The following is a 25,679-nucleotide window of genomic DNA, read 5'->3' as shown; positions in this document are numbered from 1 at the left end:
CCCCGGGGCCGCGGCTCCCCCGGGGGCGTGGGCTCAGCCCCGGGCGGCCAGCGCCTGCAGGTGCGGGACGAGCGCGCGCAGCGCGAGACCGCGGTGCGACGCGGCGTCCTTCTCCTCGGCGGAGAGCTCGGCCGAGGAGCGGTCGGAGCCCTCCGGAGCGAAGACCGGGTCGTAGCCGAAGCCGTTGGCCCCGCGCGGGGCGCGCAGCAGGGTGCCGCGCCAGGTGCCGTGCACGACGGTGCGGCCGGGCACGTCGCCCTCGCCGTCGAACGCGGCGTCGGCGGCGGCGTCCGGGGTGACGAGCGCGGCGGCGCAGACGAACGCGGCGCCGCGGCGCCCGTCGGGCACGTCGGCGGTCTGGCCGAGCAGCAGCTGCAGGTTGGCCTCGTCCTCGCCGTGGCGCCCGGACCAGCGGGCCGAGAAGATCCCGGGCATCCCGTTCAGCGCGTCGACGGTGATGCCCGAGTCGTCGGCGACGGCGGGCAGCCCGGTCGCGGCGGCGGCGTCGCGGGCCTTGGCCAGCGCGTTCGCGGCGAACGTGGCGCCGGTCTCGGGGGCCTCCGGGAACTCGGGGACGTCGGCGAGGCCGAGGATCTCGACGCCGTCGAGGCCGGCCGCGGCGGTGATGCGGCGCAGCTCGACGAGCTTCTTGGCGTTGCGGGTGGCGAGCAGGATCCTCACTGCTCCTCCTCCCCCGCGCCCTGCTCGTCGGCCTGCTCGGCGGCGAGCTTCGGGTGCGGGGCGGCGAGCACCTCGACCTGCAGGCGGGCGAGCTCGGTGATCCCGGCGAGCGCGGAGTCGAGCATCGCGTCGAGGGTGGAGCGGGAGAACGTGGCGCCCTCGCCGGTGCCCTGGACCTCGATGAGCGTGCCGGTCTCGGTGGCGACGACGTTCGTGTCCACCTCGGCCCGCGAGTCCTCGGAGTAGGGCAGGTCCAGCCGGACGCGGCCGTCGACCACGCCGACCGACACGGCGGCGACCTGGCAGGAGATCGGCTTGGGGTCGGTCAGCCTGCCGTGCTCGCCGAGCCAGGTCACGGCGTCGCACAGCGCGACGTAGGCGCCGGTGATGGCCGCGGTGCGGGTGCCGCCGTCGGCCTGCAGCACGTCGCAGTCGATCGCGATGGTGTTCTCGCCGAGGGCGCGCAGGTCGATGCAGGCGCGCAGCGAGCGCCCGATGAGCCGGGAGATCTCGTGGGTGCGCCCGCCGATCCGGCCCTTCACCGACTCCCGCGAGGAGCGGGTGTCGGTGGCCGAGGGCAGCATGGCGTACTCGGCGGTCACCCAGCCGAGCCCGGAGCCCTTGCGCCAGCGCGGCACGCCCTCGGTGACGCTGGCGGCGCAGAGGACCTTCGTGTCCCCGAACTCCACCAGCACCGATCCGGCCGGGTGCTTCTGGAAGCCGCGGGTGATCCGCACCGGCCGCAGCTCGTCGTCGGTCCGGCCGTCCGCCCTGGTCTCTGCTCGTGTCACCCGGCCATCGTAGGAACCGGGTTCAGACGTCGAACACCGCGTCGGGCCGGGCGAGCTCGACGGCCCCGCCGAAGGCGGCCTTGGCCTCGGCGCCGATGCGTTCGCGGTCGTACCAGGCGGGCACGTGGGTGACGACGAGGCGCTGCGCCCCGGCGGCCGCGGCGTGCTCGCCGGCCTCCCGGCCGGACAGGTGGATCCCGGGCGGGCCCGCCTCGTCGTGCGGCCAGCTGGCCTCGCAGAGCAGCAGGTCGGCGTCGCGGGCGGCCTCGACGAGCCCGGCGCAGGCGGCGGTGTCGCCGGAGTAGGTCAGGACCCGGCCGCGGTGCTCGAGGCGCAGTGCGTAGGAGGGGCAGACGTGCACGACCTCGTACGCGGTGACGGTCACGGTGTCCTCGCCGGCGCCGACGGTGAACGGGGCACCGGCGACGAGGTCGTGGAAGGAGAAGACGTCGGTGAGGTCGGCGCGCGCGTAGTCGGCCTCGGTGACGGCGTCGGCGCGGGCGAAGCGGGTGTGCGCCCCGGCCGGGGCGTGCACGGGCAGCCGGTGCACGGTCGCGTCGAACGGGGGCCGCGGGTGGTAGCGGCGGTGCACGACCAGCGACGGGAAGTCCGAGCAGTGGTCGGGGTGCAGATGGCTGAACAGGGCGGCGTCGAGTGCGAACGGGTCGGCGTGGCGCTGCAGCGCGCCGAGGGTCCCGTTGCCGAGGTCGAGGGTCAGGCGGGTGGCGCCGGCCTCGACGAGGTAGCCGGACGCCGGGGACTCGGGGCCGGGGCCGCTGCCGGAGCACCCGAGGACGATCAGCCGCATGGGCGACCCTAACCCTTTCGTGAGGTGCGGCGCAGCCACCAGAGCCCGGCGAACGGCAGCACGAGCGGGACGAGTCCGTAGCCGATGCCGAAGTGGGACCAGACGGTGTCGCGGGGGAAGTCGGCGGGGACGAACGTGGTGAACGCGCCGACGACGAGCACGCCGACCAGCTCGAACACCACGGCCGACCAGGCGAGTCGGCGGAAGCCCGGGCCGGTGCCGGCGAGCCCGACGGTGGCCAGGACGTAGACGAACCCGGCCAGCGCGGACAGCGAGTAGGCGAGCGGGGCCTCGCCGAAGCGTTCGGCGATCTGCACCCCGGCGCGGGCCGATGCGGACAGCGCGAAGACGCCGTAGACCGCGATGAGGATCCGGCCGGGGCCGGTCGCCGTCGCGCGCGGCTCAGGCACCGGGGACCACCCAGAGCCCCTGCAGCCGCAGCACGGCGACCAGGGTCGCGACCGCGCCGACGGCGATCACCGCGCCGCCCCAGCGGCTCGGCTCGGCGGTGGCGAACTGCAGCGCGATCACCGGCACGCAGATCGCGACGGCGAGGTAGATGAGGAACGTGGTCTGCTCCGGCAGCGTGACCCCGCCGACGAACAGCTGGTAGGCGGCGACGGCGGCCTGTACGACGACCAGCGCGACGCAGATCCCGACGGCGACGGTGTGGACCCGGCTCGGCGGGCGGTTCAGCACCGTCGTGACCAGCCCGAACAGCGCGGTCGCCGACAGCGCCACGGTGATCACCAGGACCAGCGTTCCGATCACGGCGCGGACGTTACCCCGGTGCTCGCGGACGGCACGGCACCGGCTCCGGCGCGCCCGACGACGTCGCCGATCTCGGGTCCGAGGAAGCGGCGGCCGAGCCGCCGGAAGGGCTCCGGATCGCCGGTGGCGAGGAAGCGGTGCGGCGCGGGGGGTGCGGTGTCGTCGCGCAGGAGCCCGCGGGAGTGCAGGGTGCGCACGAGCGTGCGGGCGGTCTCGTCGGCCGAGGACACCAGCGTCACGTCGGGGCCGAGGACGATCTCCAGGACCCCGGACAGCAGGGGGTAGTGGGTGCAGCCGAGCACGACGGTGTCGACGTCGGCGCGCTGCAGCGGCTCCAGGTAGGCCTGGGCCACGCCGAGCACCTGACGGCCGCTGGTGGTGCCGCGCTCGACGAAGTCCACGAAGCGGGGGCAGGCGGCCGAGGTGACCTCGACGGCGGGGGCGGCGTCGAAGGCGTCGGCGTAGGCGCCGGAGGCGATGGTGGCGGCGGTGCCGATGACCCCGATGCGCCCGTTGCGGGTGGTGGCCACGGCGCGCCGGACGGCGGGCCGCACGACCTCGACGACCGGCACCGGGTAGCGCTCCCGGAAGTCGGCGAGGCACGCCGCCGAGGCGGAGTTGCAGGCGATGACCAGCGCCTTCACCCCGGATCCGACGAGCTCGTCGCCGATGCCGAGCGCGAGGCGGCGGATGTCGGCGAGCGAGCGCGGCCCGTACGGGCTGTGCGCGGTGTCGCCGACGTAGACGATCTGCTCGGCGGGCAGCAGGTCGATGACCGAGCGGGCGACGGTGAGCCCGCCGACGCCGGAGTCGAAGATGCCGATCGGGGCGTCGAGGGCGGGTGTCGTCACGCCCCCGAGGGTAGGCGGTCGGCCTTCGCGACCCAGTAGGCGGCGACGACCCCGCCGATCGCCCCGAACAGGTGTCCCTGCCAGGACACCCGCGGGTCGGTCGGCAGCACGCCCCAGAGCAGCGAGCCGTAGAACAGGAACAGCACGACGGCGAGCAGGATCTGGCGGCCGTTGCGGGCGTAGAAGCCGCGGGTGAGCAGGAACAGGAACCAGCCGAACACGATCCCGGACGCGCCCAGCACCGGCGACGGCGAGGTGAGCCACACCCCGAGCCCGCTGACCAGCCAGATGGTCGCGGTGACGGCGAACCACTGCACCGGCCCGCCGGACATCGCGAGGAACCCGAAGACCAGGAACGGGACGCTGTTCGCGGCGAGGTGCACGAAGTCGCCGTGCAGCAGCGGCGCGGTGAGGATCCCGGCCAGCCCGCCGGTGTCGCGGGGGTAGATCGCCCCGGCGGCGTCGATCATGCCGCCGGAGGCCTGGTCCAGGGTCTCGATCGCCCAGAGGGCGGCGGTGAACAGCAGCATGATCACCGCGGCGCGGCCGGGCGCGGGCGGCAGCACGCGGGCGGGACGGCCGTCCGGGAGCGCGGTCATGCCCCCAGGGTACCGGCCGACCCGCCGGATATGCCCGTTTCGGGCGGCGTGCGGAGCGGTCAGGCCCAGAGGTGGCCGTCGATGCCCTGCGCGGCGGTACCCAGGTCGCCCGAGTAGGCGCCGGTGGACAGGTACTTCCAGCCGCCGTCACAGACGATCATGACGACGTCCGCGCGCCGCCCGGCGTCGAGCGCCTTGTTCGCCACCCCGAGCGCGGCGTGCAGGATCGCGCCGGAGGAGATGCCGGCGAAGATGCCCTCCTGCTCGACGAGCTGGCGGGTGCGGCGCAGCGCGTCGTAGGAGCCGACGGAGAACCGGCCGGTGAGCACGGTCTCGTCGTAGAGCTCGGGGACGAAGCCCTCGGACAGGTTGCGCAGGCCGTAGACGAGCTCGCCGTAGCGCGGCTCGGCGGCGACGACCTGCACGTCGGGCTTCTGCTCGCGCAGGTAGCGGCCGGCCCCGACCAGGGTGCCGGTGGTGCCGAGGCCCGCGACGAAGTGCGTGATCGAGGGCAGGTCGCGCAGGATCTCCGGGCCGGTGCCGCGGTAGTGCGCGTCGGTGTTGGCCGGGTTGCCGTACTGGTAGAGCATCACCCAGTCCGGGTGCTCGGCCGCGAGCTGCTTGGCGACGGCGACGGCCTGGTTGGACCCGCCGGCCGCCGGCGAGGAGATGATCTGGGCGCCGTACATGGCGAGCAGCTGGCGGCGCTCGGAGGAGGTGTTCTCCGGCATCACGCAGATGATCTCGTAGCCCTTGAGCCTGGCGGCCATCGCCAGCGAGATGCCGGTGTTGCCCGAGGTGGGCTCCAGGATGGTGCAGCCGGGGGTGAGCAGGCCCTGCTTCTCCGCGTCCTCGATCATGGCCAGCGCGGGGCGGTCCTTGATCGAGCCGGTGGGGTTGCGGTCCTCCAGCTTCGCCCACAGCCGCACGTCCTCCGACGGCGACAGCGACGGCAGCCCGACCAGCGGGGTGTCGCCCACGGCGTGCAGCAGCGAGTCGTAACGCACGGGTTCTCCTCAGGCACCGGTGCCGGGCGGCGGGACCGCCCGGCACCGAGGTCGGTCCGGGCTCAGCGACCGCCGGCCACGGCCGGGAGGATCGTGAAGGTGGAGGACTCCGCGACGGGGGCCTCGAGGCCGCCGGCGAAGCGGATGTCCTCGTCGTCGACGTAGATGTTGACGAAGCGGTGCAGCTTGCCGTCGGTGATCAGACGCTCCTTGATGCCGCTGTGACGCGACTCCAGGTCGTCGATGACCGCGGCGACGGTGTCGCCCTTCGCCTCGACGGTCTTCTCGCCGCCGGTGTGGGTGCGAAGGATGGTGGGGACGGACACGGAGACGGCCATGTCGGTGATCACTCCTGGTGGGGTCGCTCGGGCAGTGCGTACTGCGCGGTGTACTGCACGCGGCAACGCGGCCGGGGTCCGGCGACATTCCCGCGCTGCCTCCGGCGCGGGTGCGCGGGAGGTGGATCAGGCCCGGTCGGGCACGTCGTCCGAGCCGGTGTGGGAGAACATGTAGGACTCCACGACCTGCAGATCGTCCTCCACGACCTCGCCGTCGGCCAGGTGGTAGGAGCGCACCTCGGGCTCGGCGTCGGCCGTGGCGAGGCCCACGATCAGCCAGTGCTGGTCGGGGGTCCACTCCATCTGGGCGACGTCCTTGGGCGACGGGTACGCCTCCGGCAGGCCGGTGTGGGCGACCGGGCGCCGCGGCAGCCGGGTGTGGGAGTGGACGACCAGCATCCGGCGCTCGCCGGCGGCGTCGAGCTCGCGCTCCAGGCGGATGTCCTCGGCCGGGGCGAACGCGAAGTCGCTGGCCACCTCGTCGGCGTTGGTCATCGGCACGTAGCGCTCGGGGTGCGCGGCGGCCTCGGGGCCGACGAGCTGACCGCACGACTCCACCGGGAAGTCACGGCGGGCGTGCGCGACGATCGCGTCGACGAGGTCGGACCGGAGGACGAGCACGTCGGCAGGATACGCGGCCGTACCGGTGGCGGGCACCGGTGCCGGGGCCGCACCCGGCGTTCACGCACCGGACACGTCGTTCTGTGATCCGCACCACGGTACTCCGGACGGGTGTACCGCATACTTCCGGCGTGTCCTCCTCCGGTCGTCGTGCCGCCGTCGTCCTCGCCGTCCTGTTCGCCCTGGTCCTCGTCGTCGGGGTCACCGTGGAGTCCCTGTCGTCACGGCCGTCGGCGGGGTCCGGCGGGGGCGGGACGGTGCGGCTGATCGCGCTGAACGACCTGCACGGGAACCTGGAGCCGCCCTCGGGTTCCTCGGGCCGGGTCACCGACGACGCGGGCGCCGAGGTCGAGGCGGGCGGCGCGGCATTCGTCGCGGCGCACGTGCGCCGGCTGCGCGAGGAGGTCCCGGCGAGCGCCGTGCTCTCCACCGGCGACAACGTGGGCGCCTCCCCGCTGGCCTCGGCGCTGTTCCACGACGAGCCGACCGTCGCCGTGCTGGAGTCGATGGGGGTGGCCGCGTCGGCGGCGGGCAACCACGAGTTCGACGAGGGCATCGCCGAGCTGCGCCGTGTGCAGCGCGGCGGCTGCCACCCCACCGACGGCTGCCGCTTCACCCCGTCCTACGACGGCGCGGCCTTCCCGATCCTGTCGGCGAACGTGACCGCGGGCGGGGACCCGGCGCTGGCCGCGTCGACGGTGGTGGAGGCGGGCGGGACCCGGGTCGGCGTGATCGGCGCCACCCTGTCGGAGCTGCCCGACCTGGTCTCCCCCGACGGCATCCGCGGCCTGGAGGTGGGCGACGAGGTCGCCGCCGTCGACGCCGCGTCGCGCGCGCTGACCGCGCAGGGCGTGCGCGCCCAGGTCCTGCTGCTGCACCAGGGCGACGAGACCGCGGGCGACGCCGGGCCCGACGCCTGCTCCGTCGAGCCGGGCGGTCCCGCCTCGCGGATCGCCGCGGCGGTCTCGCCCGACGTCGACGCGGTGTTCTCCGCGCACACCCACCAGCAGTACTCCTGCGCGGCGACCGACCCGGCCGGGAACCCGCGCCCGCTGGTGCAGGGCCTGTCCTTCGGCCGGCTGCTGTCGGTGGTCGACCTGGCGGTGACCGGCGACGGCGACGTGGACCGCGCCGCGACGACGGCCCGCAACGAGATCGTCACCCGCGACGTCGCGCCGGACCCGGCGGTCGCCCGGCTCGTCGACCGCGCCGTGGCGCAGTCGCGGCCGCTGGCCGAGCGCCCGGTCGGCACCGTCGCCGCGCCGCTGCTGCGGGCGGCGGACCCGTCCGGGCTCTCGCCGCTGGGCACCGTGATCGCCGACGCGCAGCTCGCGGCCTCGCGCGGCGACGGCGCGCAGCTCGCGCTGACCAACCCCGGCGGGGTGCGCGCGGACCTCGTCCCCGGTGCGGGCGGGCGGGTCACCTACGGCCAGGTCTACACCGTCCAGCCGTTCGGCAACATCCTGCAGACGATGACGCTGACCGGCGCCGGGCTGCGCGCGGTGCTCGACCAGCAGTTCACCGTCGAGGACGGGCCGACGGTGCTGCAGAGCTCGTCGAACCTGCGCTACACGGTGGCGGGGAACCGGGTCGGCGAGATCACGATCGGCGGCACCCCGGTCACCGACGACGGCCGCTACCGGGTGGCGACGAACAACTTCCTGTCCGCGGGCGGCGACGGCTTCGACACCTTCACCGCCGGGACCGAGCTGGTCGGCGGCCCGGTCGACCTCGACGCCGTCGTCTCCTACCTGGGCGCGCACCCCGGCCTGACGGCCCCGCCGACCGACCGGATCGTGCGGCGCTGAGCGCGCCCGATCCGGCGGGTGCGCGGACTCAGAGCCCGCGCACCCGGACGCGGACCAGGGAGTCCTGCACGTAGGTCAGCCAGTGGTAGACACCCAGGTGCTGGGCGCGCGGGTCGTCGTCGGGCAGCTGCTCGGGCATGTCCTCGGAGACGTCGAGCGCCGTGCCCAGGGCCAGCCGTACGTCGTTCAGCGCGGCGAGCCAGGCGTCGGCCTGGGCCTCGGTCAGCTCCAGGCGCCCGCCGGCCTCGGGCAGGCTGTCGAGCACGGTCTCGGCGGCCGCGTCCTTGGCCTCGATGAGCGCGGGCTCGTGCAGCGAGCGCATCCCGCCGGCGAGGTCGGAGTCCTCGGTGGTGAAGTCCGGCAGCAGCCGGGCGAGCACCCGGTCGGTCGGCCGCGACGTCGGCCCGGTGCGGATGCCGGTCAGCTCGGCGAGCTCGTCGGTGGGGGCCAGCTCGGCGCGGCCCGCGAGCATCTGGCGGACCTCGGTGAACAGCCCGCGCAGGACGGCGGCCTCCTCGCCGGAGAACCCGGACGTGTAGCGGACGCGGTCGCCGCGCCCGCTGCGCTTCCAGCCGTTCACGCTCACGCCTGCTGCATGGTGGCCCACAGGCCGGCCGCGTGGAGCTGGGCGACGTGGCCCTCGACGGTGTCCTTGTCCCCCGAGGACACCGCGGCCCGTCCCTTGTGGTGCACGTCGAGCATCAGCGCGGTCGCCTTCGGCTCCGGGTAGTGGAAGACCCTCTGCAGCACGTAGGTGACGTAGGACATCAGGTTGACCGGGTCGTTCCAGACGATCGCCTGCCAGGGCGTGTCGGGGCTCGCCGCCTCGTCGAGGTCCGGGACGGCCTGTTCGGTGGGCGACGGGGACGGCGCTGGGAACGGCGCGGACATGCGCCCCATGGTGGCACAACCACCGTAGGCTCCCGCCCATGACCGGCACGGCCCTGCTGACCGACCGCTACGAGCTGACGATGGTGGCGGCGGCCCTCGCCGACGGCACCGCCGAGCGGCACTGCGTGTTCGAGCTGTTCGCCCGCCGCCTCCCCGACGGCCGCCGCTACGGCGTCGTCGCCGGGACGGGGCGGCTGCTGGAGGCGCTGGAGCGCTTCCGCTTCTCCGCCGACGACCTCGCCTCGCTCGCGCCCGTGGTCGACCCCGCCACGCTGGACTGGCTGCGCGACTACCGCTTCACCGGCGACGTCGACGGCTACCCCGAGGGCGAGCTGTACTTCCCCGGCTCCCCCGTGCTCACCGTGACCGGCTCGTTCGCCGACGCGGTGGTCCTCGAGACCCTGGCGCTGTCGATCTTCAACCACGACTGCGCGATCGCGTCGGCGGCGGCGCGGATGGTGACCGCGGCGGCCGGGCGGCCGCTGATCGAGATGGGCTCGCGGCGCACCCACGAGGAGGCCGCGGTGGCCGCGGCGCGGGCCGCGTACCTGGCCGGGTTCGCGACGACGTCGAACCTCGCGGCGGGCGCCCGGCACGGCATCCCCACCGCGGGCACCGCCGCGCACGCCTGGGTGCTGCTGCACGACGACGAGCCGGCCGCGTTCGCCAGCCAGGTCGCCGCGCTCGGCACCGGCACGACGCTGCTGGTCGACACGTACGACATCCGCCGCGGCATCGACCACGCCGTCGCCGCCGCGGGTCCCGGCCTCGGTGCGGTGCGCATCGACTCCGGCGACCTCGGCGAGCTGGCCCGCCAGGCCCGCGACCAGCTCGACTCGCTCGGTGCGACCGGCACCCGGATCGTGCTCTCCGGCGACCTCGACGAGTACGCGATCGCCTCGCTGCGCGCCGAGCCGGTCGACTCCTACGGGGTGGGCACCTCGCTGGTCACCGGGTCCGGGGCGCCGACGGCCGGGATGGTCTACAAGCTCGTCGAGGTCGACGGGCGGCCGGTCTCGAAGCGGTCCAGCGCGAAGGAGTCCCGCGGCGGGCGCAAGGCGGCGCTGCGCCGGTTCAAGCCGACCGGCACCGCGGTGGAGGAGGTCGTGTACCCCTACGGCTCCGACCCCGTCGCCGGGCCGCACGACCGGGTGCTGGCGGTGCCGCTGGTCCGCGACGGCAAGGTCGTCGCCGACGAGCCGCTCACCGACCTGCAGGCCGCCCGCGAGCGGCTGCGGACGGCGCTGGTCGCCGTACCGTGGGAGGGGCTGAAGCTGTCCCGCGGCGAGCCCGCGATCCCGACCACCTTCCTCACCGGGAGCTGAGCCATGGCACGCGCGTTGATCGTCGTCGACGTCCAGAACGACTTCTGCGAGGGCGGGGCGCTCGCGGTGACGGGCGGCGCGGCCGTCGCGGCCGGGATCGGGGCTCTGGCCGGGACGGGCTACGACCACGTCGTCGCCACCCGCGACGTCCACGTCGACCCGGGCCCGCACTTCTCCGACACCCCGGACTTCGTCGACTCCTGGCCGCCGCACTGCCGGGCCGGAACCCCGGGGGCCTCGTTCCACCCGGCCCTGGACGTGGCGCCGATCGAGTGCGTCTTCGACAAGGGCGCCTACACCAGCGCCTACTCCGGGTTCGAGGGCGCGAGCGCGAACGAGTCCGGCACACCGCTCGGTGACTGGCTCAACGACCGCGGGGTGACCGAGGTCGACGTCGTGGGCCTGGCGACCGACCACTGCGTCCGGGCGACCGCGCTGGACGCGTCCCGGCTCGGGCTGACCACGACGGTCCTGCTGCGGCACTGCGCGGGCGTGGCACCGGAGACCACCGAGCGGGCACTGGCCGAGCTGGCCGACGCGGGCGTGGAGGTCCGGACCGGCTGAGCTCCGCGGCGCTCGGCCGTGCCGACGGGATCCGCCCGCCCGTCGCCGGCGGGCTCCGGCTCGCCGCGGGGGGCCGGCGGGCTCGCCTCCGGTGGTGAACGGGCCGGCCTTCACGGAGACGTCGTCGCCGTGGTGGTCGGTGGCCCGGTCGACGGCCTGCTCGACCGCATCGGTACCCCTGATCGCGGTACTCCTGATCGCGGTACTCCTGATCGCGGTACTCCTGATCGCCACGAGCTGGACGCCGGGGTCGTCGGAGAACCGGGTCCCGCGGTCCGTGCGATCGACTGCGCGTATCAGATACTCGATTAATATATCTGTAGACGTTATGATGTGGCCGGAGCGACGGTCAACCCCCGACCCGCCGCCCGGAGCCCGACGACACCGGAGCCGCCACCGTGCCACCGGCAGGTCCGACACCCCGCCCGCGGCGGCCGGCCCGCGCCTCCGGCCTGCACGGACACCACCGCTGCGGCCTCTTGACACCGACCCGCGCGACGCGCTCCCATCGTGGTGCGCAGTGAGAGACCTGTTGTCTTTTACGCAACAGTTTCTGGTGTTTCCCGGGTGTGTCCACGGCTCCGGTCGCCGCCGTCGACACGCCCCGTCCCGACCGGCCGGCCGGCCGCCCATCCCGACGTCGCCCACGAGGAGTACCGCCATGACGACCGGCGAGTTGTCGAACCCCGCCACCGGGGGGCAGAGCCTCCCGGACAGCCTGCGAGCGACCCTCGCCGGCCACTACTACACCGACCCCGCGATCTTCCGGGCCGAGCAGGACGAGATCTTCCACAAGACCTGGTTCTGCGCGGTGCTGGCCGCGGACCTGGACAAGCCCGGCGCGTTCGAGACCGTCCGGATCGGGCGGGAGAGCGTGATCGTCACGCGGGCCGGGGACGACTCCGTGCGGGCTTACCTCAACGTCTGCCGGCACCGCGGCGCGCGGCTGTGCACGGAGGAGAAGGGCCAGGTCAGGCGCTCCTTCCAGTGCCCGTACCACGCCTGGACCTACGGCCTGGACGGCAGGCTCGTCGCGGCGCCGAACCTGAGCTCGATGCCCGACGTCGACAAGGCCGGGTACGGCCTGCACACCGTGCACGTGCGCGAGTGGCTGGGCTACGTCTGGCTGAGCCTGGCCGAGGAGCCGCCCTCGTTCACCGACACGGTGATCGGTGACGTCACCACCCGGCTCGGCTCGCCGGACGCCATCGTCGGCTACGACGTCGAGAACCTGAAGCTCGGCCGGCGCATCTCCTACGACGTCGAGGCGAACTGGAAGCAGATCGTCGAGAACTTCATGGAGTGCTACCACTGCGCGACGATCCACCCCGAGCTCACCGAGGTGCTGCCGGAGTTCGCCGACGGCCTCGCCGCCCAGTACTTCGTCGGGCACGGCGCCGAGTTCGGCGAGGACGTGCGGGGCTTCACCGTCGACGGCTCGGAGGGGCTCGCCCGCATCCCGGGCGTCGCGCAGGAGCAGGACCGCCGCTACTACGCCATCACGGTGCGGCCGTCGGTGTTCGTCAACCTGGTCCCCGACCACGTGGTGTTCCACCGCATGTTCCCGCTGACGCCCGGGCGGACCCTGGTCGTCTGCGACTGGCTGTACCTGCCCGAGGTCGTGGACTCCGGCGCCGACATCGACCGCTCGGTGGAGCTGTTCCACCGGGTGAACGTGCAGGACTTCGACGCCTGCGAGCGCTGCCAGCTCGCGATGGACTCCCGTTCCTACGAGAAGGGCGGCGTGCTCGTGCCCAGCGAGCACCACATCGGCGAGTTCCACGACTGGGTGCGCGACCGGGTGGGCTGAGCCCCGCGCCGCCCCCGGCCACCACCACGACCGCCCCGCCCGGCCTGCCGGCGCGGGGCGGTCGCGCGTCCGGGCCCCCGCCGCCCCGGACGCGGCGCGGCCCCGCCCCGCGGTGCGCCGAACGGGGCCGTCGGCGGGGCCGGCTACCGGAAGACGACGGTGCTGCCGCCGGTCAGCAGCACCCGGCGCTCGCAGTGCCAGCGGACGGCGCGCGACAGCGCGAGCGCCTCGGCGTCGCGGCCGACCATCTGCAGCGCCTTCGGGTCGTAGGAGTGGTCGATCCGGATCACCTCCTGCTCGATGATCGGGCCCTCGTCCAGGTCCGGGGTCACGTAGTGCGCCGTGGCGCCGACCTGCTTCACGCCGCGCTCGTAGGCCTGGTGGTAGGGCCGGGCGCCCGTGAACCCTGGCAGGAACGAGTGGTGGATGTTGATGGCCCGGCCCTCCAGGGCCTTGCACGTCTCGTCGGAGAGCACCTGCATGTAGCGCGCGAGCACGACCAGCTCGGCGTCGAACTCCTCGACGAGCGACAGCAGCCGGGCCTCGGCCTCGGGCTTGGTCCCCGCGGTCACCGGCACGTGCACGAACGGCAGCCCCGCCGCCTCGGCCATCGGCCGCAGGTCCTCGTGGTTGGACACGACGGCGACGATCTCGGCGCCGAGGCTGCCGGCCCGCCAGCGGAAGACGAGGTCGTTGAGGCAGTGGCCGAGCCTGGACACCATCACCAGGATCCTGGCGGGGGCGGCGTCGGAGAAGGTGACGGTCATGCCGAACTCGGCCGCGACCGACTCGAAGTCCCGGCTCACCGCGCCGAGGTCCACGTCGTACTCCGCGCCGACCCGGGTGCGCAGGTGGAGCCGGCCGCGCACCGGGTCGTCGAACTGCTGGTACTCGTCGATGTCGCAGCCGTGCTCGAACAGGAAGGCACTGACCGCGCGCACGATGCCGGTGCGGTTCGGGCAGCTCAGGGTCAGGATGAAGGAACGGGACACGGCGGCCTCTCCTCGGCTCGGACGCGGTCCGCGGAGACCGCGGCACCCCCGGATGGTGCATTGATATATCAGTCATAGTCAAGAGGTGTGGCCGTGTTCGAGGACTGTTACGCACACGTGTCGGTTAGCATGCGGGCGTGACCGCTCTCCCCGACGACGCCGAGCCGGAGTACACCTCGCTCGCCGACAAGGCGTACACGGTGATCCGGGACCGGCTGATCATGCTCGACATCCCGCCGATGACCGCCATCGACGACGTCGCCCTCGCGAAGTCCCTCGAGGTCGGCCGCACCCCGGTCCGGGAGGCGCTCAAGCGGCTGGAGATCGACCGGCTGGTCGTCTCCTACCCGCGCCGCGGGACGTTCGCGACCGGGGTCGACATCACCGACCTGGCCTACATCTCCGAGATCCGGGCCCAGCTGGAGCCGCTCGCGGCGCGCCGCGCCGCGGAGTACGCGGGCCCCGCCACCCGGGCCGACCTCGCCGAGCTGGCCGACACGATCGACCGGATCGACGTGCGCACACTGGACCGCGACGCGCTCATGCGCTGGGACCTGCACGTCCACCGGACGATCTACGAGGCGGCGGCCAACCCGCACCTCGAGGACACACTGATCCGCTACGACAACCTCGCGACCCGGATCTTCTGCCTGTTCCTGGACCGGATGACGCACTTCGACCAACACGTCGGGGAGCACTCGGGCCTGCTGCGGGCGATCGCCGGCCAGCGCGCCGACGAGGCCGCCGAGCGGGCCCGGGCGCACGTCATCGGGTTCGAGAAGGCCGTCCGCGCGGTCGTCTGAGTCCCGGTCCGCTCACCGGTGGGCCCGCGCCGAGCGGATCTGCTCCCGCAGGTCGCCGGTCACCGTGCCGGCCCGGCGCAGCAGGTCGGCGACTCCGGTCGGCGCCGCGGTCGGCTCGCCGCACGGCGTGCGCGGCGGCTCCGGGGCCCGGCCGGGTGGGCCGGGCTCCGGGATTCAGCGCCGGATGCGGCTCATCTCCGGGTCGAACAGCGGCTCGGCGGCGACCGAGGCGCGGATGCGGCGGTCGAAGTACTGGATCTCGACCGTCGCCCCGACCGGCAGCCCGGCGGGCAGCCAGGCGTAGGCGACCGGCGTGCCCAGGGTGTGGGCGTACGCCGCGGAGGTGACGTGGCCGGCGGGCTCGCCGTCGACGAGCACGGCCTCGTGACCGAGCACGACACTGCGGCGGTCGTCGACCGTGAGGCAGGTCAGCCTGCGGGTGACGGCGTCCGGGTCGATCTTCTCGACGGCCGCACGCCCGACGAAGTCGCCCTTGGTGTGCGGGCGGACGGCGAAGCCGAGGCCGGCCTCGTAGGGGTCGTGCTCGGTGGACATGTCCGCACCCCAGGAGCGGTAGCCCTTCTCCAGGCGCAGGCTGTCGAACGCCGCCCGCCCGGCCGCGACGACGCCGAGCGGGCGCCCGGCCTCGTACAGCACGTCCCACAGCTTCCGGCCGTACTCGGCGCCGGTGTAGATCTCCCAGCCGAGCTCGCCGACGTAGGACAGCCGCATCGCGGTCACCGGGATCCCGGCGATGTGCGCGGACATCGCGCGGAAGTACTTCAGGCCCTCGTGGGAGAAGTCCTCGCGCGACAGCGGCTGCACCAGGTCGCGGGCCAGCGGCCCCCAGACGCCGATGCAGCAGGTGCCGCCGGTGATGTCGCGGACGGTCACCGAGCGGTCGTCGGGCAGCGCGCGGCGCAGGTGGTCGAGGTCGAGGTGGGAGTTCGCGCCGACCTGGAACAGCTGCTCGCCGAGGCGGGCGACGGTGAGGTCGCTGCGGATGCCGCCGCCCTCGTCGAGCATCAGGGTGTAGGTGACCGCGCCGACGGACTTGTCCATCCTGCCGGTGGTCAGGCCCTCCAGGAACGCGCAGGCACCCGGCCCGGACACCTCCAGGCGCCGGAGCGGGGTCATGTCGTACATCGCGACCGCGGTGCGGGTCTTCCACGCCTCGACCGCGACGACCGGCGAGTGGAACATCGCCGACCAGGCGTCGCGGGACGGGCCACGCCACCGCGCGGGCATGTCCTCCACCAGCGCCGCGTTGGCCTCGTACCAGTGCGGGCGCTCCCAGGCCTGGGACTCCAGGAAGAACGCGCCCAGCTCCCGCTGCCGGTCGTGGAACGGGCTGGTCCGGATCCCGCGCGGGGACAGCCTGGGCTGCAGCGGGTGCAGCACGTCGTAGATCTCGACGAAGTTCTGCTGCGAGGTCTCGTCGACGTAGGCGTCGGTGGTCCGGACCTCGTCGAACCGGTTGACGTCGCAGCCGTGCAGGTCGAGCTCGCTGCGGCCCTCGACGAGCAGCTGCGCCACCGAGCGGGCCACGCCCGAGGAGTGGGTGACCCACACGGCCTCGGCGACCCAGAAGCCGGCGACGTCGGCGGACTCGCCGATCAGCGGGCCGCCGTCGGGGGTGAAGGAGAAGACGCCGTTGAAGCCGTGCTCGATCGTCGAGTGCGTCAGGCCGGGCAGCAGCTGCGTGCTCTGCTCCCACTGCGGCGCGAAGTCCTCGGCGGTGAAGGGCAGCATCGAGGGCTGGCTGCGCTCGCCGACCTCGCCGTCGCCGACCTCGGGCAGCTCGGAGATCGACACCGGCATCGGGCGGTGGGCGTAGGAGCCGATGCCGATGCGGTCGTGGTGCTCGCGGTAGTAGAGGTCGGCGTCCTGGTGGCGCAGGATCGGCAGCCGCGCCTCGACCAGGTCACCGTGCGGAGCCCCGGCGGAGCGCGCATCGGCGCTGTTGCGCTCGACGAGCTGCTCGACCCGGGTGGTGCGGGCGTACTGGTGGGCCAGCGGCAGCAGCGGCACCCGCATCCCGACGAGCTTTCCGAGCTCGCGGCCCCAGAACCCGGCGCAGGACACCACGACGTCGGCGGGGACGGTCTCGCCGTCGGCGGTCTCGACGCCGGTGACCCGGCCGCCGGACTGCGCGATGCCGGTGACGCGCACCGAGCCGCGGAAGACCGCGCCGCGGGACTCCGCGCGCCGGGCCAGCGCGACGACCGCGCGGGCGGCCCCGGCCAGGCCGTCGGTCGGGGTGTGCAGCCCGCCGAGGACCTGGCCGGCGTCGAGCAGGGGGTGCAGCCGCGCACACTCGGCGGCGTCGACGACCGACGCCGGGACGCCGCGCGAGATCGCCCAGCCCTGCTTGCGGTGCAGGTCGGCGAGCCGCTCCGGGGTGGTGGCGACCTCCAGGCCGCCGACCTGGTCGAAGCACCGGCCGCCGTCGACGTCGAGGCTCTTCAGCTTCTCGACGGTGTAGGTGGCGAACGCGGTCATGGTCCTCGACCCGGTGGTCTGGAAGACCAGGCCGGGGGCGTGCGAGGTGGAGCCGCCGGTCAGCGGCAGCGGCCCCTGGTCCAGGACGGTGACGTCGGTCCAGCCGCGGGCGGTGAGCTCGTCGGCCAGGTTCGCCCCGACGATCCCGGCTCCGATGATGACGACACGGGGGGTCATGGTGGTCTCCTTCTGCGTGCTCGTCGGGCGGGTCAGCCGGCGGTGGACGGGGCGGTGGAGGTGGCGAACTCGCACGCCGCGTCGAGCAGCCGGTCGGCGAGATGACCGGCGAACGAGCTGCGCACGTGCAGGTCGAACACCGCTCCCCCGTCGGCGTCGGCGCGGTCGTCGCGGGCCAGCAGGATCACCCCGGCCCGGCCGAGCAGGGTCTGGGCGCTGCGCCCGGCCGGGAACGAGCGCGGGTGCAGGTCCAGCGAGCAGCCGAGGGACAGCAGCTCGCGGGCCAGGCGCCCGCCGATCCGCAGCACGACCCGCTGGGCGGAGGTGTCGACCGCGGCGCCGCCCGCCTCTCCGGCGACGAGCTCGCGCAGTGCCGCCTCGGAGACGGCGGCGTTCGGAGAGCGGCTGGTGACCAGCCACTCGTCGGGGCCGAGCCAGACGACCTCGCCGTCGCCGGCGGCGCCCCAGGTGTTCGGCCGGGTCGGCAGCGCGGCGCCGAGCGCGGCCTCGACACCGGCACGGGCCGGTCCGGCCGGGTCGAGCCGCAGCGTCACCGACTGCGCGGTCGGCAGGATCTCGACCGAGAGGCCGCCGCCGGTGGCCCGGGCGAGCCCGGCCAGTGCCGGGGCGTGTCTGTCGAGCGGGTGCGTGGTGGCGAGCTCAGCCGTCACGGCGGGCCCCTTCCGGGTCGACGAGCACGGGTCCGGTGATCTCGACCGGGACCAGTGCCCCCTGGTGCGGGACGTGCACGACGTCGCCGATGCGGTCGCGGCCGCCCTTGAGCAGGGCCAGGGCGAAGGGCCGCGCCAGCTCCGCGGACAGGTAGCTGGACGTGACGTGGCCGAGCATCGGGACCGGCGGCGGGGGCAGGGTGCCGTCGGCGGCGAACTCGACGATCTGCGCGCCCTCCGGCAGCCGGGTGCTGCGGTCGGTCGGGAGCAGCCCGACCAGGTGCTTGCGCAGCGGGTCGGAGTTCAGCGGGCGGGCGAAGGAGCGCTTGCCGACGAAGTCGGCCTTCTTCTTCGAGACCACCCAGCTCATCCCCAGGTCGTGCGGGGAGACGGTGCCGTCGGTGTCCTGCCCGATGATCGGGTAGCCCTTCTCGGCGCGCAGCACGTGCATCGTCTCGGTGCCGTAGGGGGTGATGCCGTACGGCCGGCCGGCGGCGATCAGCCGCTCCCACACGGCGAGGCCGTACCGGGCGTCGACGTTGACCTCGAAGGCCAGCTCCCCAGAGAAGGAGATCCGGGCCAGCCGGACCGGAACCCCGTCGAGCTCGGTGTCGCGCCAGGTCATGAACTCGAACGCCTCGGCGGAGGCGTCGACGTCGCGGAAGACCGCCGAGATCACCTCACGCGAGCGGGGCCCGACGACCGGGAACACCGCCCAGTGCTCGGTGACCGAGGTCAGGTTCACCTTCAGGTGCCCCACCTCGGTCTGGCGCCAGTCCTCCAGGTGGTCCAGCACCGACGCGGCACCACCGGTGGTGGTGGTGAGCAGGAACCGGTCCTCGGCGATGCGCAGCACGGTGCCGTCGTCGGTGACCATGCCGTCGTTGCCGCACATGACGCCGTAGCGGACGCGCCCGATCTTCAGGCTGCTCATGAGGTTCGTGTAGACGAGGTCGAGGAACTCCCCCGCGTCCGGGCCCTGCACGTCGATCTTGCCCAGGGTGGAGCCGTCCATGATCGCGACGTCGCGGCGGGCGGCGGCGCACTCGCGCAGCACGGCGGCGTCGGGGTCCTCGCCGGCCCGCGGGAAGTGCCGGGGCCGCTTCCACTGGCCGACATCGGTGAACACCGCCCCGTGCGCGACGTGCCACGGGTGCACGGCGGTGGTCCGGACCGGGTCGAACAGGTCCCCGCGCTCGCGACCGGCGAGCGCGGCGAACGACACCGGGGTGTAGGGCGGGCGGAACGTGGTGGTCCCGAGGTCGCCCGCCGGGCGGCCCAGCAGCTCCGCGGTGATCCCGGAGGCGATGGTGCCGGAGGTCTTGCCCTGGTCGTGGGCGGTGCCGATGGTGGTGTAGCGCTTCACGTGCTCCACCGAGCGGAGCCCGGCGCCGACGGCCCGCTCGATGTCGGCGACGGTCGCGTCCCGCGCGATGTCGACGAACTGGCGCGAGGAGTCCCCCGCGGTGCGCCACAGCACCAGGGCGGGCGTGCGCGCGGGCTCCGGGGCGGAGCTCGGGGCGTCGCCGCCCGCGCCCTCGTACAGGCAGCCGGCCAGGTCGAGGGTGCCGTTCGCGGCGCCGATCACCTCGGTGCCCTCGACGGCGGCACCGGGGCGGAACGCGCCCAGGCCGGCGTCGTAGACGAGCCGGCCGCGGACGTGGCTGAACAGGTGCGCGGTGGGGGTCCAGCCGCCGGAGACCAGCAGCAGGTCGCACGCCAGCACCTCGGTGCGGGGCCCGTCCGCTCCCGGGGTCGCGACGTGCGCGGCGCGGACCCGGCCCGCGGCGTCGCCGTCGGAGCCGACGACGGTGGCCCCGGCCCGCAGCGTCACCCCGGCGGCGGTGCACTCCCGCGCGCGCTCGGCGGGCAGCGCGGTGCGGGCGTCGACGAGGGTCACCCGCGCCCCCGCGCCGGCCAGGTCGGCCGCGGCGAGGTAGGCGGCGTCGTCGGTGGTGAACACGACGACCTCGCGGCCGGTGAGCACGCCGTAGCGGTGCAGGTACTCCCGCGCCGCGGAGGCGAGCATGACGCCCGGCCGGTCGTTGTCGGCGAACACCACGGGGCGCTCGATCGCGCCGGCCGCGACGACGACCCTCCCGGCCCGGATGCGGTGCACCCGCCGGCGGGACCGGTCCGCGGGGGCGGCCGCGCCGAGGTGGTCGGCGCCGACGCCCGTTCCGCGGGCCTCTCCCGTCCGTCGCTCCAGGGCCAGGACGAACCCGTCGTCGTAGTGGCCGAAGGCGGTGGTGCGCTGCAGGTGCAGCACCTCGGGGTTCTCGGCGAGCTCGGCGACGACGTCGGCGACGAACCGGTGCGCCGCGCGGCCGTCGATCCGGTCGGCCGGGACCAGGGAGCCCCCGGCCTCCGGACGGTCGTCGACGAGCACCACGCGGTCGCCGCGGCGGGCCGCGGTGCGCGCGGCGAGCAGCCCGGCCGGGCCGGCGCCGACCACCAGGGTGTCGCAGTGGGCGTGGCGGTGGTCGTACCGCGCGGTGTCGGGGACCGTCGCCAGCCGGCCCTGCCCGTTCAGGCCGCGGGCGACCAGGCCGTCGTACAGCTCGACGGTGGCGGCCTGCAGCATCGGCTCGGGGAACGGCTCCTCGATCTGCACGAGGCCGGCCGGGTCCTCGACCCAGGCCCCGCCGATGCCGCGCGGGCGGCCGAGCGTGACCGAGCCGCCCAGCACGGTGACGCCGTTCGCGAGCAGCGCGGAGGCCAGCGTGTCGCCCGGGTGCCCGGTGTAGGTGGTGCCGTCGACGACGAAGTCCAGCGTGCGGGTGCGGTCGACGCGGCCGTACCCGTCGATGCGGGTCATGAGCGGGTCCCCGGGATCTGCGGCCGGGCCCCACCCACCGGGTAGACGGCGAGGAACCGGTAGGTGTGGGTGTCACGGACGGCGTTGAACCAGCGGCGGCAGCCGGCGGCGTGGCTCCAGCGCTCCGCGAACGGGCCCTTCGGGTTGTCCCGGAAGAACACGTAGCGCGCCCACTGCTCGTCGTCGAGCTCGGCGGGTGCGGCCGGGTACTCGACGTGGGCCTGTCCGCCGTAGTGGAACTCGACCTCCTCGCGGGGGCCGCACCAGGGGCAGTCGATGAGTTGCACTTCTGGCTCCTGAGGGTCGCTGCGGCTCAGTGGGCGACGCCGGCGGCGCCGTGCTCGTCGACGAGCGCGCCGGTGACGAACCGGTCGAGGGAGAACGGGGCGATGTGCGGGTGCAGCTCGCCGGTGGCGATGGTGTGGGCCAGGCACCAGCCCAGGCCGGGCGTCACCTTGAAGCCGCCGGTCCCCCAGCCGGAGTTGACCAGCACGTTGGCGTACGGGGTGCGCCCGACGATCGGCGACGCGTCCGGGGTGACGTCGACGATGCCCGCCCAGCTGCGCAGCAGGTGCGCCCGCGCGAACACCGGGAAGAGCTCGACCGCGGCGGCCATCTGGCGCTCGATGATGTGGAAGGCGCCGCGCTGGCCGTAGCCGTTGTAGGAGTCGACGCCGGCCCCCATCACGAGCTCGCCCTTGTGCGCCTGGGAGACGTAGACGTGCACCGCGTTCGACATGACGATCGTCGGGTGCACCGGCTCCAGCAGCTCGGACACCAGCGCCTGCAGCGGGTGCGACTGCAGCGGGGTGTCGACGCCGAGCCGGTCGAGCAGGGTCGAGGTGTGCCCGGCCGCGCAGAGCGCGACCTGCCCGCAGGCGATGTCACCGCGGCTGGTCCGGATCCCGGTCACCCTCGCGGTGCCGTCGGCCACCGACCCCTCGGTGAGGAAGTCCAGCACCTCGCAGTCCTGGATCAGGTCGACGCCGGCGGAGTCGGCGCGGCGGGCGAAGCCCCAGGCGACGTAGTCGTGCTTGGCGATGCCGGCCCGGGGTTGGTAGGTCGCGCCGAGCACCGGGTAGCGGATGTCGTGCGAGACGTTGACGATCGGGCAGATCTTGGCGACGTCGTCGGGGCCGAGGTACTCGGCGTCGATCCCGTTGAGCCTGTTCGCCTCGACCCGGCGGACCGAGTCGCGCACGTCCTGCTCGGTGTGGGCGAGGTTCAGCACGCCGCGCTGGGAGAACAGGATCGGGTAGCCGAGGTCCTCCTCCAGCCCCTCCCACAGCGTCAGCGCGTGCTCGTAGACGAAGGCCGACTCGTCCAGGAGGTAGTTGGAGCGGATCAGCGTGGTGTTGCGGGCCATGTTGCCGCCGGCGAGCCACCCCTTCTCCAGCACCGCCACGTCGGTGATCCCGTGGTTCTTCACCAGGTAGTGCGCGGTGGCCAGGCCGTGCCCGCCGCCGCCGACGATCACCACGTCGTAGGAGCGCTTCGGCTCGGGGTTGCGCCACAGGGCGTCGGGGTGCTCGGGCAGGTGCGCGCCGGGAGGGGTGGTGCTCATGCCGTCAGCTCCGGGTAGAGGGGGTGGCGGTCGGCGAGGGCGGTGACGCGGGCGGCCAGCCCGTCGAGCTCGGCGTCGCCGGCGGCGGGGCGCAGGGCGCGGGCGACGACGTCGGCGACCTCGGTGAACTCCTCGGCGCCGAAGCCGCGGGCGGCCAGCGCGGGGGTCCCGATCCGCACCCCGGAGCTCACCATCGGCGGGCGCGGGTCGAACGGGACGGCGTTGCGGTTGACGGTGATGCCGACCCGGTGCAGCCGGTCCTCGGCCTGCTTGCCGTCGAGCTCGGAGTCGCGCAGGTCGACCAGGACCAGGTGGACGTCGGTGCCGCCGGAGACCACCCCGATGCCGGGTTCGGCCAGCAGCCGCTCGGCGAGGATCCGCGCCCCCTCCAGGGTCCGCCGCTGGCGCTCGGCGAACGCGGGCTCGCCGGCGAGCTTGAACGCGACGGCCTTGGCCGCGATCACGTGCTCCAGCGGGCCGCCCTGCTGGCCCGGGAAGACCTGGGAGTTGAGCTTCCTGGCGTGCTCGGCGCGGGCCAGGACGATGCCGCCGCGCGGGCCGCCCAGGGTCTTGTGCGTGGTGCTCGTGACGACGTCGGCGTAGGGCACCGGCGACGGGTGCAGCCCGGCCGCGACGAGGCCCGCGAAGTGCGCCATGTCGACCATCAGGTACGCGTCCACCGCGTCGGCGATCCGCCGGAACGCGGCGAAGTCCAGCTGCCGCGGGTAGGCCGACCAGCCGGCGATGATCAGCTTCGGGCGGCGCTCGTGGGCCAGGCGCTCCACCTCGGCCATGTCGACGCGGTGGTCCTCGGCACGGACGTGGTAGGCGGCGACGTCGTAGAGGCGTCCGGAGAAGTTGAGCCGCATGCCGTGGGTGAGGTGCCCGCCGTGGGCCAGGTCGAGGCCCAGGATCGTGTCGCCCGGGTCGAGCAGCGCGGCCATGGCGGCGGCGTTGGCCTGCGCGCCGGAGTGCGGCTGGACGTTGGCGTAGCCGGCGGCGCCGAGGCTCGTTCCGCCTGCGCTCCTCTCGGCGAACAGCGCCGTCACGCGGTCGATCGCGAGCTGCTCGACGACGTCGACGTGCTCGCAGCCGCCGTAGTAGCGGCGGCCGGGGTAGCCCTCGGCGTACTTGTTGGTGAGCACCGAGCCCTGGGCCTGCATCACGGCCAGCGGGGCGAAGTTCTCGCTGGCGATCATCTCCAGGGTGCCGCGCTGGCGGCCCAGCTCGGCGGCGACGGCCGCGTGCACCTCCGGGTCGGTCTCGGCGAGCGTCCTGTCGAGGACCCGCGTCGCACCGTCCGACGGACCCCGATCCACGGCGAACGTCGTCATGGGCACCTCCAGATATCTTACCCACCAGACTGATATATCAACTGTCCTCGTTCAGCGTCGCACGGCGGTCCCGGCAGGTCAAGGGGCTCGTCGAGGTGCGCACGCACGGCCCGGACACGCCGGCGGCGCAGGTCCGCACCGGGACCTGCGCCGCCGGGGCACGACCGGGGTCAGAGCCGCCTGGCGAGCTCCCGGCGCAGCCGTCCGAACGGCCGCGGGCGGTCGACGCCGAGCACGCCGACGGCCCCGCCCGCGGAGTCGAGGAACACCGCCAGGAAGCCGCCCTCGCCCCCGGGGTCCCCGTCGTCGATCCGGACCGAGCCGTCGGCGGCCCGGTGCCCGGCGAACTGGATGCTGTGCCCGTACTGGTCGGACCAGAAGTAGGGCACGGCGTGGTGCGCGGGCAGCGCGTGCCCGGTACCGAGCAGCGCCGCGGCCGCGACGACCGGCTGCTGCAGGGCGTTGGTCCAGTGCTCCAGCCGCAGGCGGCTCCCGGTGTAGTCCCGGTGACTGCTGGCGCAGTCCCCCACCGCGACGATCCCGGGCAGGCCGGTGCGGCCCGCGGCGTCGGTGACCACGCCGTCGTCGAGCTCCAGGCCGGAGCCGTCGAGCCACTCGACGTTCGGTATCGCGCCGATCCCGACCACGACGACGTCGGCGGGCAGCTCGCGGCCGTCGGTCAGCTCGACGCCGGTGACCCGCGGCGAGCCGGCGAGCCGGGCCACCCCCGTCCCGAGCAGCAGCGCCACCCCGGCGGCGGCGTGCAGCCGGCCGCAGGCGGTGCCCATCTCCGCACCGAGCGCGCGGGCCAGCGGCACCGGCGCGGCCTCGACGATCGTGACGTCCAGGCCGAGCCCGTGCGCGGTCGAGGCGACCTCGGCCCCGACGAACCCGGCGCCGACCACCACCAGCCGCCGGCCCGGGACGAGGTCGGCGCGCAGGGCGCGGGCGTCGTCCAGGGTGCGCAGGGTGTGCACGCCACCGGGCAGCTCACCCGGCAGGTTCCGCGCACGGGCACCCGTGGCGAGGACGACGGCGTCGGCGGACAGGGTGGAGCCGTCGTCGAGGGTGACGACCCGGCCCGGGCCGTCGAGGGCGAGCGCGGTCCGGCCGAGGCGCCAGTCGGCGTCGAGGGCGTCGTCGTCCTCCCCGCTCAGGGCGATGGCGTCCTCGTCGCAGGTCCCGGCGAGGAACTCCTTGGACAGCGGGGGGCGGTCGTAGGGGGCGTGCTTCTCGTCGCCGACCACCGTCACCCTCCCGGCGAACCCCTGCGCGCGCAGCGCGCGCACCGTCGCGAGTCCGGCGAGCGAGGCGCCGACGACCGTGACGTCGCGCATCAGGTGCCGGCCCGTACACCCGGCCGGGCGCCGGTCGCGGCACCGGAGGCGGGGACCGACTCGACGACGTGGACCGCACCGTCGGCGATCACCACCTGGTGCGTGCGGACGGGCGTCTTCGCGGGCGGGCCGCTCGGCATGCCGGTCCGCAGGTCGAAACAGGCCGCGTGCAGCGGGCACTCCACCGCGCAGTCCTCGAGCCATCCGTCGGACAGCGAGGCGTCCTGGTGGGTGCACGTGTCGTCGATGGCGTACAGCTCGCCGTCGACGTTGAAGACGGCGATCGGCACCGTGCCCTGGACACGAACGGACTCCCCGACGGGGATGTCGGACAGCTCGCCCACGAAGATCATGCTTCCTCCACTGTTGCCTATCGTGAAACTCGCCATGCCATGCGCAACCGAATGGTGAGGCCGCAGGTCGCCGCCGTCAACGGGCAGTTCGCCGGCCGGGCGGAGGAGTCCGGCGGTGTCACGACGTGGAAATGTGAGCGGCCGTCGCCGGTGACCGGAGGGCCCCGGAACCGGCACCGGCACAGTCCGGGCCATATGTCGACGAAAGATATATCACTCATGGACACGTGACACCACGACCGCGAGAATGGTGGTGTGGCGAC

At 74.2% G+C, this 25,679-nt stretch carries 26 protein-coding genes; 5 read left to right on the top strand and 21 right to left on the bottom strand.

The window, feature by feature from the left end; translation table 11 throughout:
• Positions 1-33 precede the first annotated feature (33 nt).
• From WJX68_RS06770 to WJX68_RS06725, 10 genes are all read right to left on the bottom strand, one after another.
• Positions 34-681, bottom strand: coding sequence for a non-canonical purine NTP pyrophosphatase (locus WJX68_RS06770; protein ID WP_340287105.1), 648 nt, complete (start codon positions 679-681; stop codon positions 34-36).
• Positions 678-1,472, bottom strand: a complete 795-nt coding sequence (gene rph, locus WJX68_RS06765) for a ribonuclease PH (protein ID WP_340287103.1) — start codon at positions 1,470-1,472, stop codon at positions 678-680. The genes WJX68_RS06770 and rph overlap by 4 nt, the downstream gene beginning before the upstream one ends.
• A 22-nt stretch (positions 1,473-1,494) precedes the next feature.
• Positions 1,495-2,280, bottom strand: a complete 786-nt coding sequence (locus tag WJX68_RS06760; RefSeq protein WP_340287101.1) for an MBL fold metallo-hydrolase — start codon at positions 2,278-2,280, stop codon at positions 1,495-1,497.
• Between the two features lie 8 nt (positions 2,281-2,288).
• On the bottom strand, positions 2,289-2,690 hold the full coding sequence (locus WJX68_RS06755; RefSeq protein WP_340287099.1) for a hypothetical protein: 402 nt from the start codon (positions 2,688-2,690) through the stop codon (positions 2,289-2,291).
• Positions 2,683-3,051, bottom strand: a complete 369-nt coding sequence (locus WJX68_RS06750) for a hypothetical protein (protein ID WP_340287098.1) — start codon at positions 3,049-3,051, stop codon at positions 2,683-2,685. The genes WJX68_RS06755 and WJX68_RS06750 overlap by 8 nt, the downstream gene beginning before the upstream one ends.
• Positions 3,048-3,902, bottom strand: a complete 855-nt coding sequence (gene murI / locus WJX68_RS06745; protein ID WP_340287096.1) for a glutamate racemase — start codon at positions 3,900-3,902, stop codon at positions 3,048-3,050. Before murI ends, WJX68_RS06750 begins: the two co-directional genes overlap by 4 nt.
• Complete coding sequence (locus WJX68_RS06740) at positions 3,899-4,501, bottom strand: rhomboid family intramembrane serine protease (protein WP_340287094.1); 603 nt, start codon at positions 4,499-4,501, stop codon at positions 3,899-3,901. Before WJX68_RS06740 ends, murI begins: the two co-directional genes overlap by 4 nt.
• A 59-nt stretch (positions 4,502-4,560) precedes the next feature.
• Positions 4,561-5,508 carry a PLP-dependent cysteine synthase family protein gene (locus WJX68_RS06735; protein ID WP_340287092.1) on the bottom strand — a complete coding sequence of 316 codons (948 nt, stop codon included), beginning with the start codon at positions 5,506-5,508 and terminating at the stop codon, positions 4,561-4,563.
• A gap of 62 nt (positions 5,509-5,570) precedes the next feature.
• The gene (locus tag WJX68_RS06730) at positions 5,571-5,846 is read right to left on the bottom strand and encodes a MoaD/ThiS family protein (RefSeq protein ID WP_340287090.1); all 276 of its coding nucleotides are present in this window, start codon (positions 5,844-5,846) and stop codon (positions 5,571-5,573) included.
• Positions 5,847-5,972: 126 nt separating this feature from the next.
• Positions 5,973-6,467 carry a M67 family metallopeptidase gene (locus WJX68_RS06725; protein ID WP_340287088.1) on the bottom strand — a complete coding sequence of 165 codons (495 nt, stop codon included), beginning with the start codon at positions 6,465-6,467 and terminating at the stop codon, positions 5,973-5,975.
• Positions 6,468-6,598: 131 nt separating this feature from the next.
• On the opposite strand from WJX68_RS06725, the gene WJX68_RS06720 reads away from it, so the two are divergent.
• Positions 6,599-8,275, top strand: coding sequence for a bifunctional metallophosphatase/5'-nucleotidase (locus tag WJX68_RS06720; protein ID WP_340287086.1), 1,677 nt, complete (start codon positions 6,599-6,601; stop codon positions 8,273-8,275).
• A gap of 28 nt (positions 8,276-8,303) precedes the next feature.
• Here WJX68_RS06720 and WJX68_RS06715 read toward each other — a convergent pair whose 3' ends face one another.
• Both WJX68_RS06715 and clpS read right to left on the bottom strand, forming a co-directional pair.
• A complete protein-coding gene (locus tag WJX68_RS06715) occupies positions 8,304-8,855 on the bottom strand; it encodes a DUF2017 domain-containing protein (RefSeq protein ID WP_340287248.1) in 552 nt (183 codons plus the stop codon).
• 2 nt (positions 8,856-8,857) lie between these two features.
• On the bottom strand, positions 8,858-9,166 hold the full coding sequence (gene clpS, locus WJX68_RS06710; protein WP_340287084.1) for an ATP-dependent Clp protease adapter ClpS: 309 nt from the start codon (positions 9,164-9,166) through the stop codon (positions 8,858-8,860).
• Positions 9,167-9,204: 38 nt separating this feature from the next.
• On the opposite strand from clpS, the gene WJX68_RS06705 reads away from it, so the two are divergent.
• The 3 genes from WJX68_RS06705 to WJX68_RS06695 all read left to right on the top strand — a co-directional run bounded on the left by WJX68_RS06705 (position 9,205) and on the right by WJX68_RS06695 (position 12,865).
• Complete coding sequence (locus WJX68_RS06705; protein WP_340287082.1) at positions 9,205-10,491, top strand: nicotinate phosphoribosyltransferase; 1,287 nt, start codon at positions 9,205-9,207, stop codon at positions 10,489-10,491.
• A 3-nt stretch (positions 10,492-10,494) separates the two neighbouring features.
• Positions 10,495-11,055, top strand: a complete 561-nt coding sequence (locus WJX68_RS06700; protein ID WP_340287080.1) for an isochorismatase family protein — start codon at positions 10,495-10,497, stop codon at positions 11,053-11,055.
• Positions 11,056-11,716: 661 nt separating this feature from the next.
• Positions 11,717-12,865, top strand: coding sequence for an aromatic ring-hydroxylating oxygenase subunit alpha (locus tag WJX68_RS06695; RefSeq protein ID WP_340287077.1), 1,149 nt, complete (start codon positions 11,717-11,719; stop codon positions 12,863-12,865).
• A 143-nt stretch (positions 12,866-13,008) separates the two neighbouring features.
• Here the strand turns inward: WJX68_RS06695 and purU are convergent, their stop codons facing one another.
• The gene (gene purU / locus WJX68_RS06690; RefSeq protein WP_340287075.1) at positions 13,009-13,857 is read right to left on the bottom strand and encodes a formyltetrahydrofolate deformylase; all 849 of its coding nucleotides are present in this window, start codon (positions 13,855-13,857) and stop codon (positions 13,009-13,011) included.
• Between the two features lie 137 nt (positions 13,858-13,994).
• On the opposite strand from purU, the gene WJX68_RS06685 reads away from it, so the two are divergent.
• On the top strand, positions 13,995-14,660 hold the full coding sequence (locus WJX68_RS06685) for a GntR family transcriptional regulator (protein ID WP_340287073.1): 666 nt from the start codon (positions 13,995-13,997) through the stop codon (positions 14,658-14,660).
• A 174-nt stretch (positions 14,661-14,834) separates the two neighbouring features.
• Here WJX68_RS06685 and WJX68_RS06680 read toward each other — a convergent pair whose 3' ends face one another.
• The 8 genes from WJX68_RS06680 to WJX68_RS06645 form a co-directional block, all read right to left on the bottom strand.
• Complete coding sequence (locus WJX68_RS06680) at positions 14,835-17,339, bottom strand: GcvT family protein (protein WP_340287071.1); 2,505 nt, start codon at positions 17,337-17,339, stop codon at positions 14,835-14,837.
• A 32-nt stretch (positions 17,340-17,371) separates the two neighbouring features.
• Positions 17,372-18,010 carry a sarcosine oxidase subunit gamma gene (locus tag WJX68_RS06675; RefSeq protein ID WP_340287069.1) on the bottom strand — a complete coding sequence of 213 codons (639 nt, stop codon included), beginning with the start codon at positions 18,008-18,010 and terminating at the stop codon, positions 17,372-17,374.
• Positions 18,000-20,828: a 2Fe-2S iron-sulfur cluster-binding protein gene (locus WJX68_RS06670; protein WP_340287067.1), complete on the bottom strand. Its 2,829-nt coding sequence runs from the start codon at positions 20,826-20,828 to the stop codon at positions 18,000-18,002. The genes WJX68_RS06675 and WJX68_RS06670 overlap by 11 nt, the downstream gene beginning before the upstream one ends.
• The gene (locus WJX68_RS06665) at positions 20,825-21,115 is read right to left on the bottom strand and encodes a sarcosine oxidase subunit delta (protein WP_340287065.1); all 291 of its coding nucleotides are present in this window, start codon (positions 21,113-21,115) and stop codon (positions 20,825-20,827) included. The genes WJX68_RS06670 and WJX68_RS06665 overlap by 4 nt, the downstream gene beginning before the upstream one ends.
• A gap of 26 nt (positions 21,116-21,141) precedes the next feature.
• On the bottom strand, positions 21,142-22,392 hold the full coding sequence (locus tag WJX68_RS06660) for a sarcosine oxidase subunit beta family protein (RefSeq protein WP_340287063.1): 1,251 nt from the start codon (positions 22,390-22,392) through the stop codon (positions 21,142-21,144).
• Positions 22,389-23,726: a serine hydroxymethyltransferase gene (locus WJX68_RS06655; RefSeq protein WP_340287061.1), complete on the bottom strand. Its 1,338-nt coding sequence runs from the start codon at positions 23,724-23,726 to the stop codon at positions 22,389-22,391. The genes WJX68_RS06660 and WJX68_RS06655 overlap by 4 nt, the downstream gene beginning before the upstream one ends.
• A gap of 170 nt (positions 23,727-23,896) precedes the next feature.
• Positions 23,897-25,063 carry an FAD-dependent oxidoreductase gene (locus WJX68_RS06650; RefSeq protein WP_340287059.1) on the bottom strand — a complete coding sequence of 389 codons (1,167 nt, stop codon included), beginning with the start codon at positions 25,061-25,063 and terminating at the stop codon, positions 23,897-23,899.
• Complete coding sequence (locus WJX68_RS06645; RefSeq protein WP_340287057.1) at positions 25,063-25,416, bottom strand: bifunctional 3-phenylpropionate/cinnamic acid dioxygenase ferredoxin subunit; 354 nt, start codon at positions 25,414-25,416, stop codon at positions 25,063-25,065. Before WJX68_RS06645 ends, WJX68_RS06650 begins: the two co-directional genes overlap by 1 nt.
• Positions 25,417-25,679: the final 263 nt, after the last annotated feature.

It is taken from the genome of Pseudonocardia spirodelae (genome assembly GCF_037727765.1).
Lineage (GTDB): Bacteria > Actinomycetota > Actinomycetes > Mycobacteriales > Pseudonocardiaceae > Pseudonocardia > Pseudonocardia spirodelae.
The sequence above is the reverse complement of the archived record's forward strand: the minus strand, read 5'-3'. Positions and strand labels throughout refer to the sequence as shown.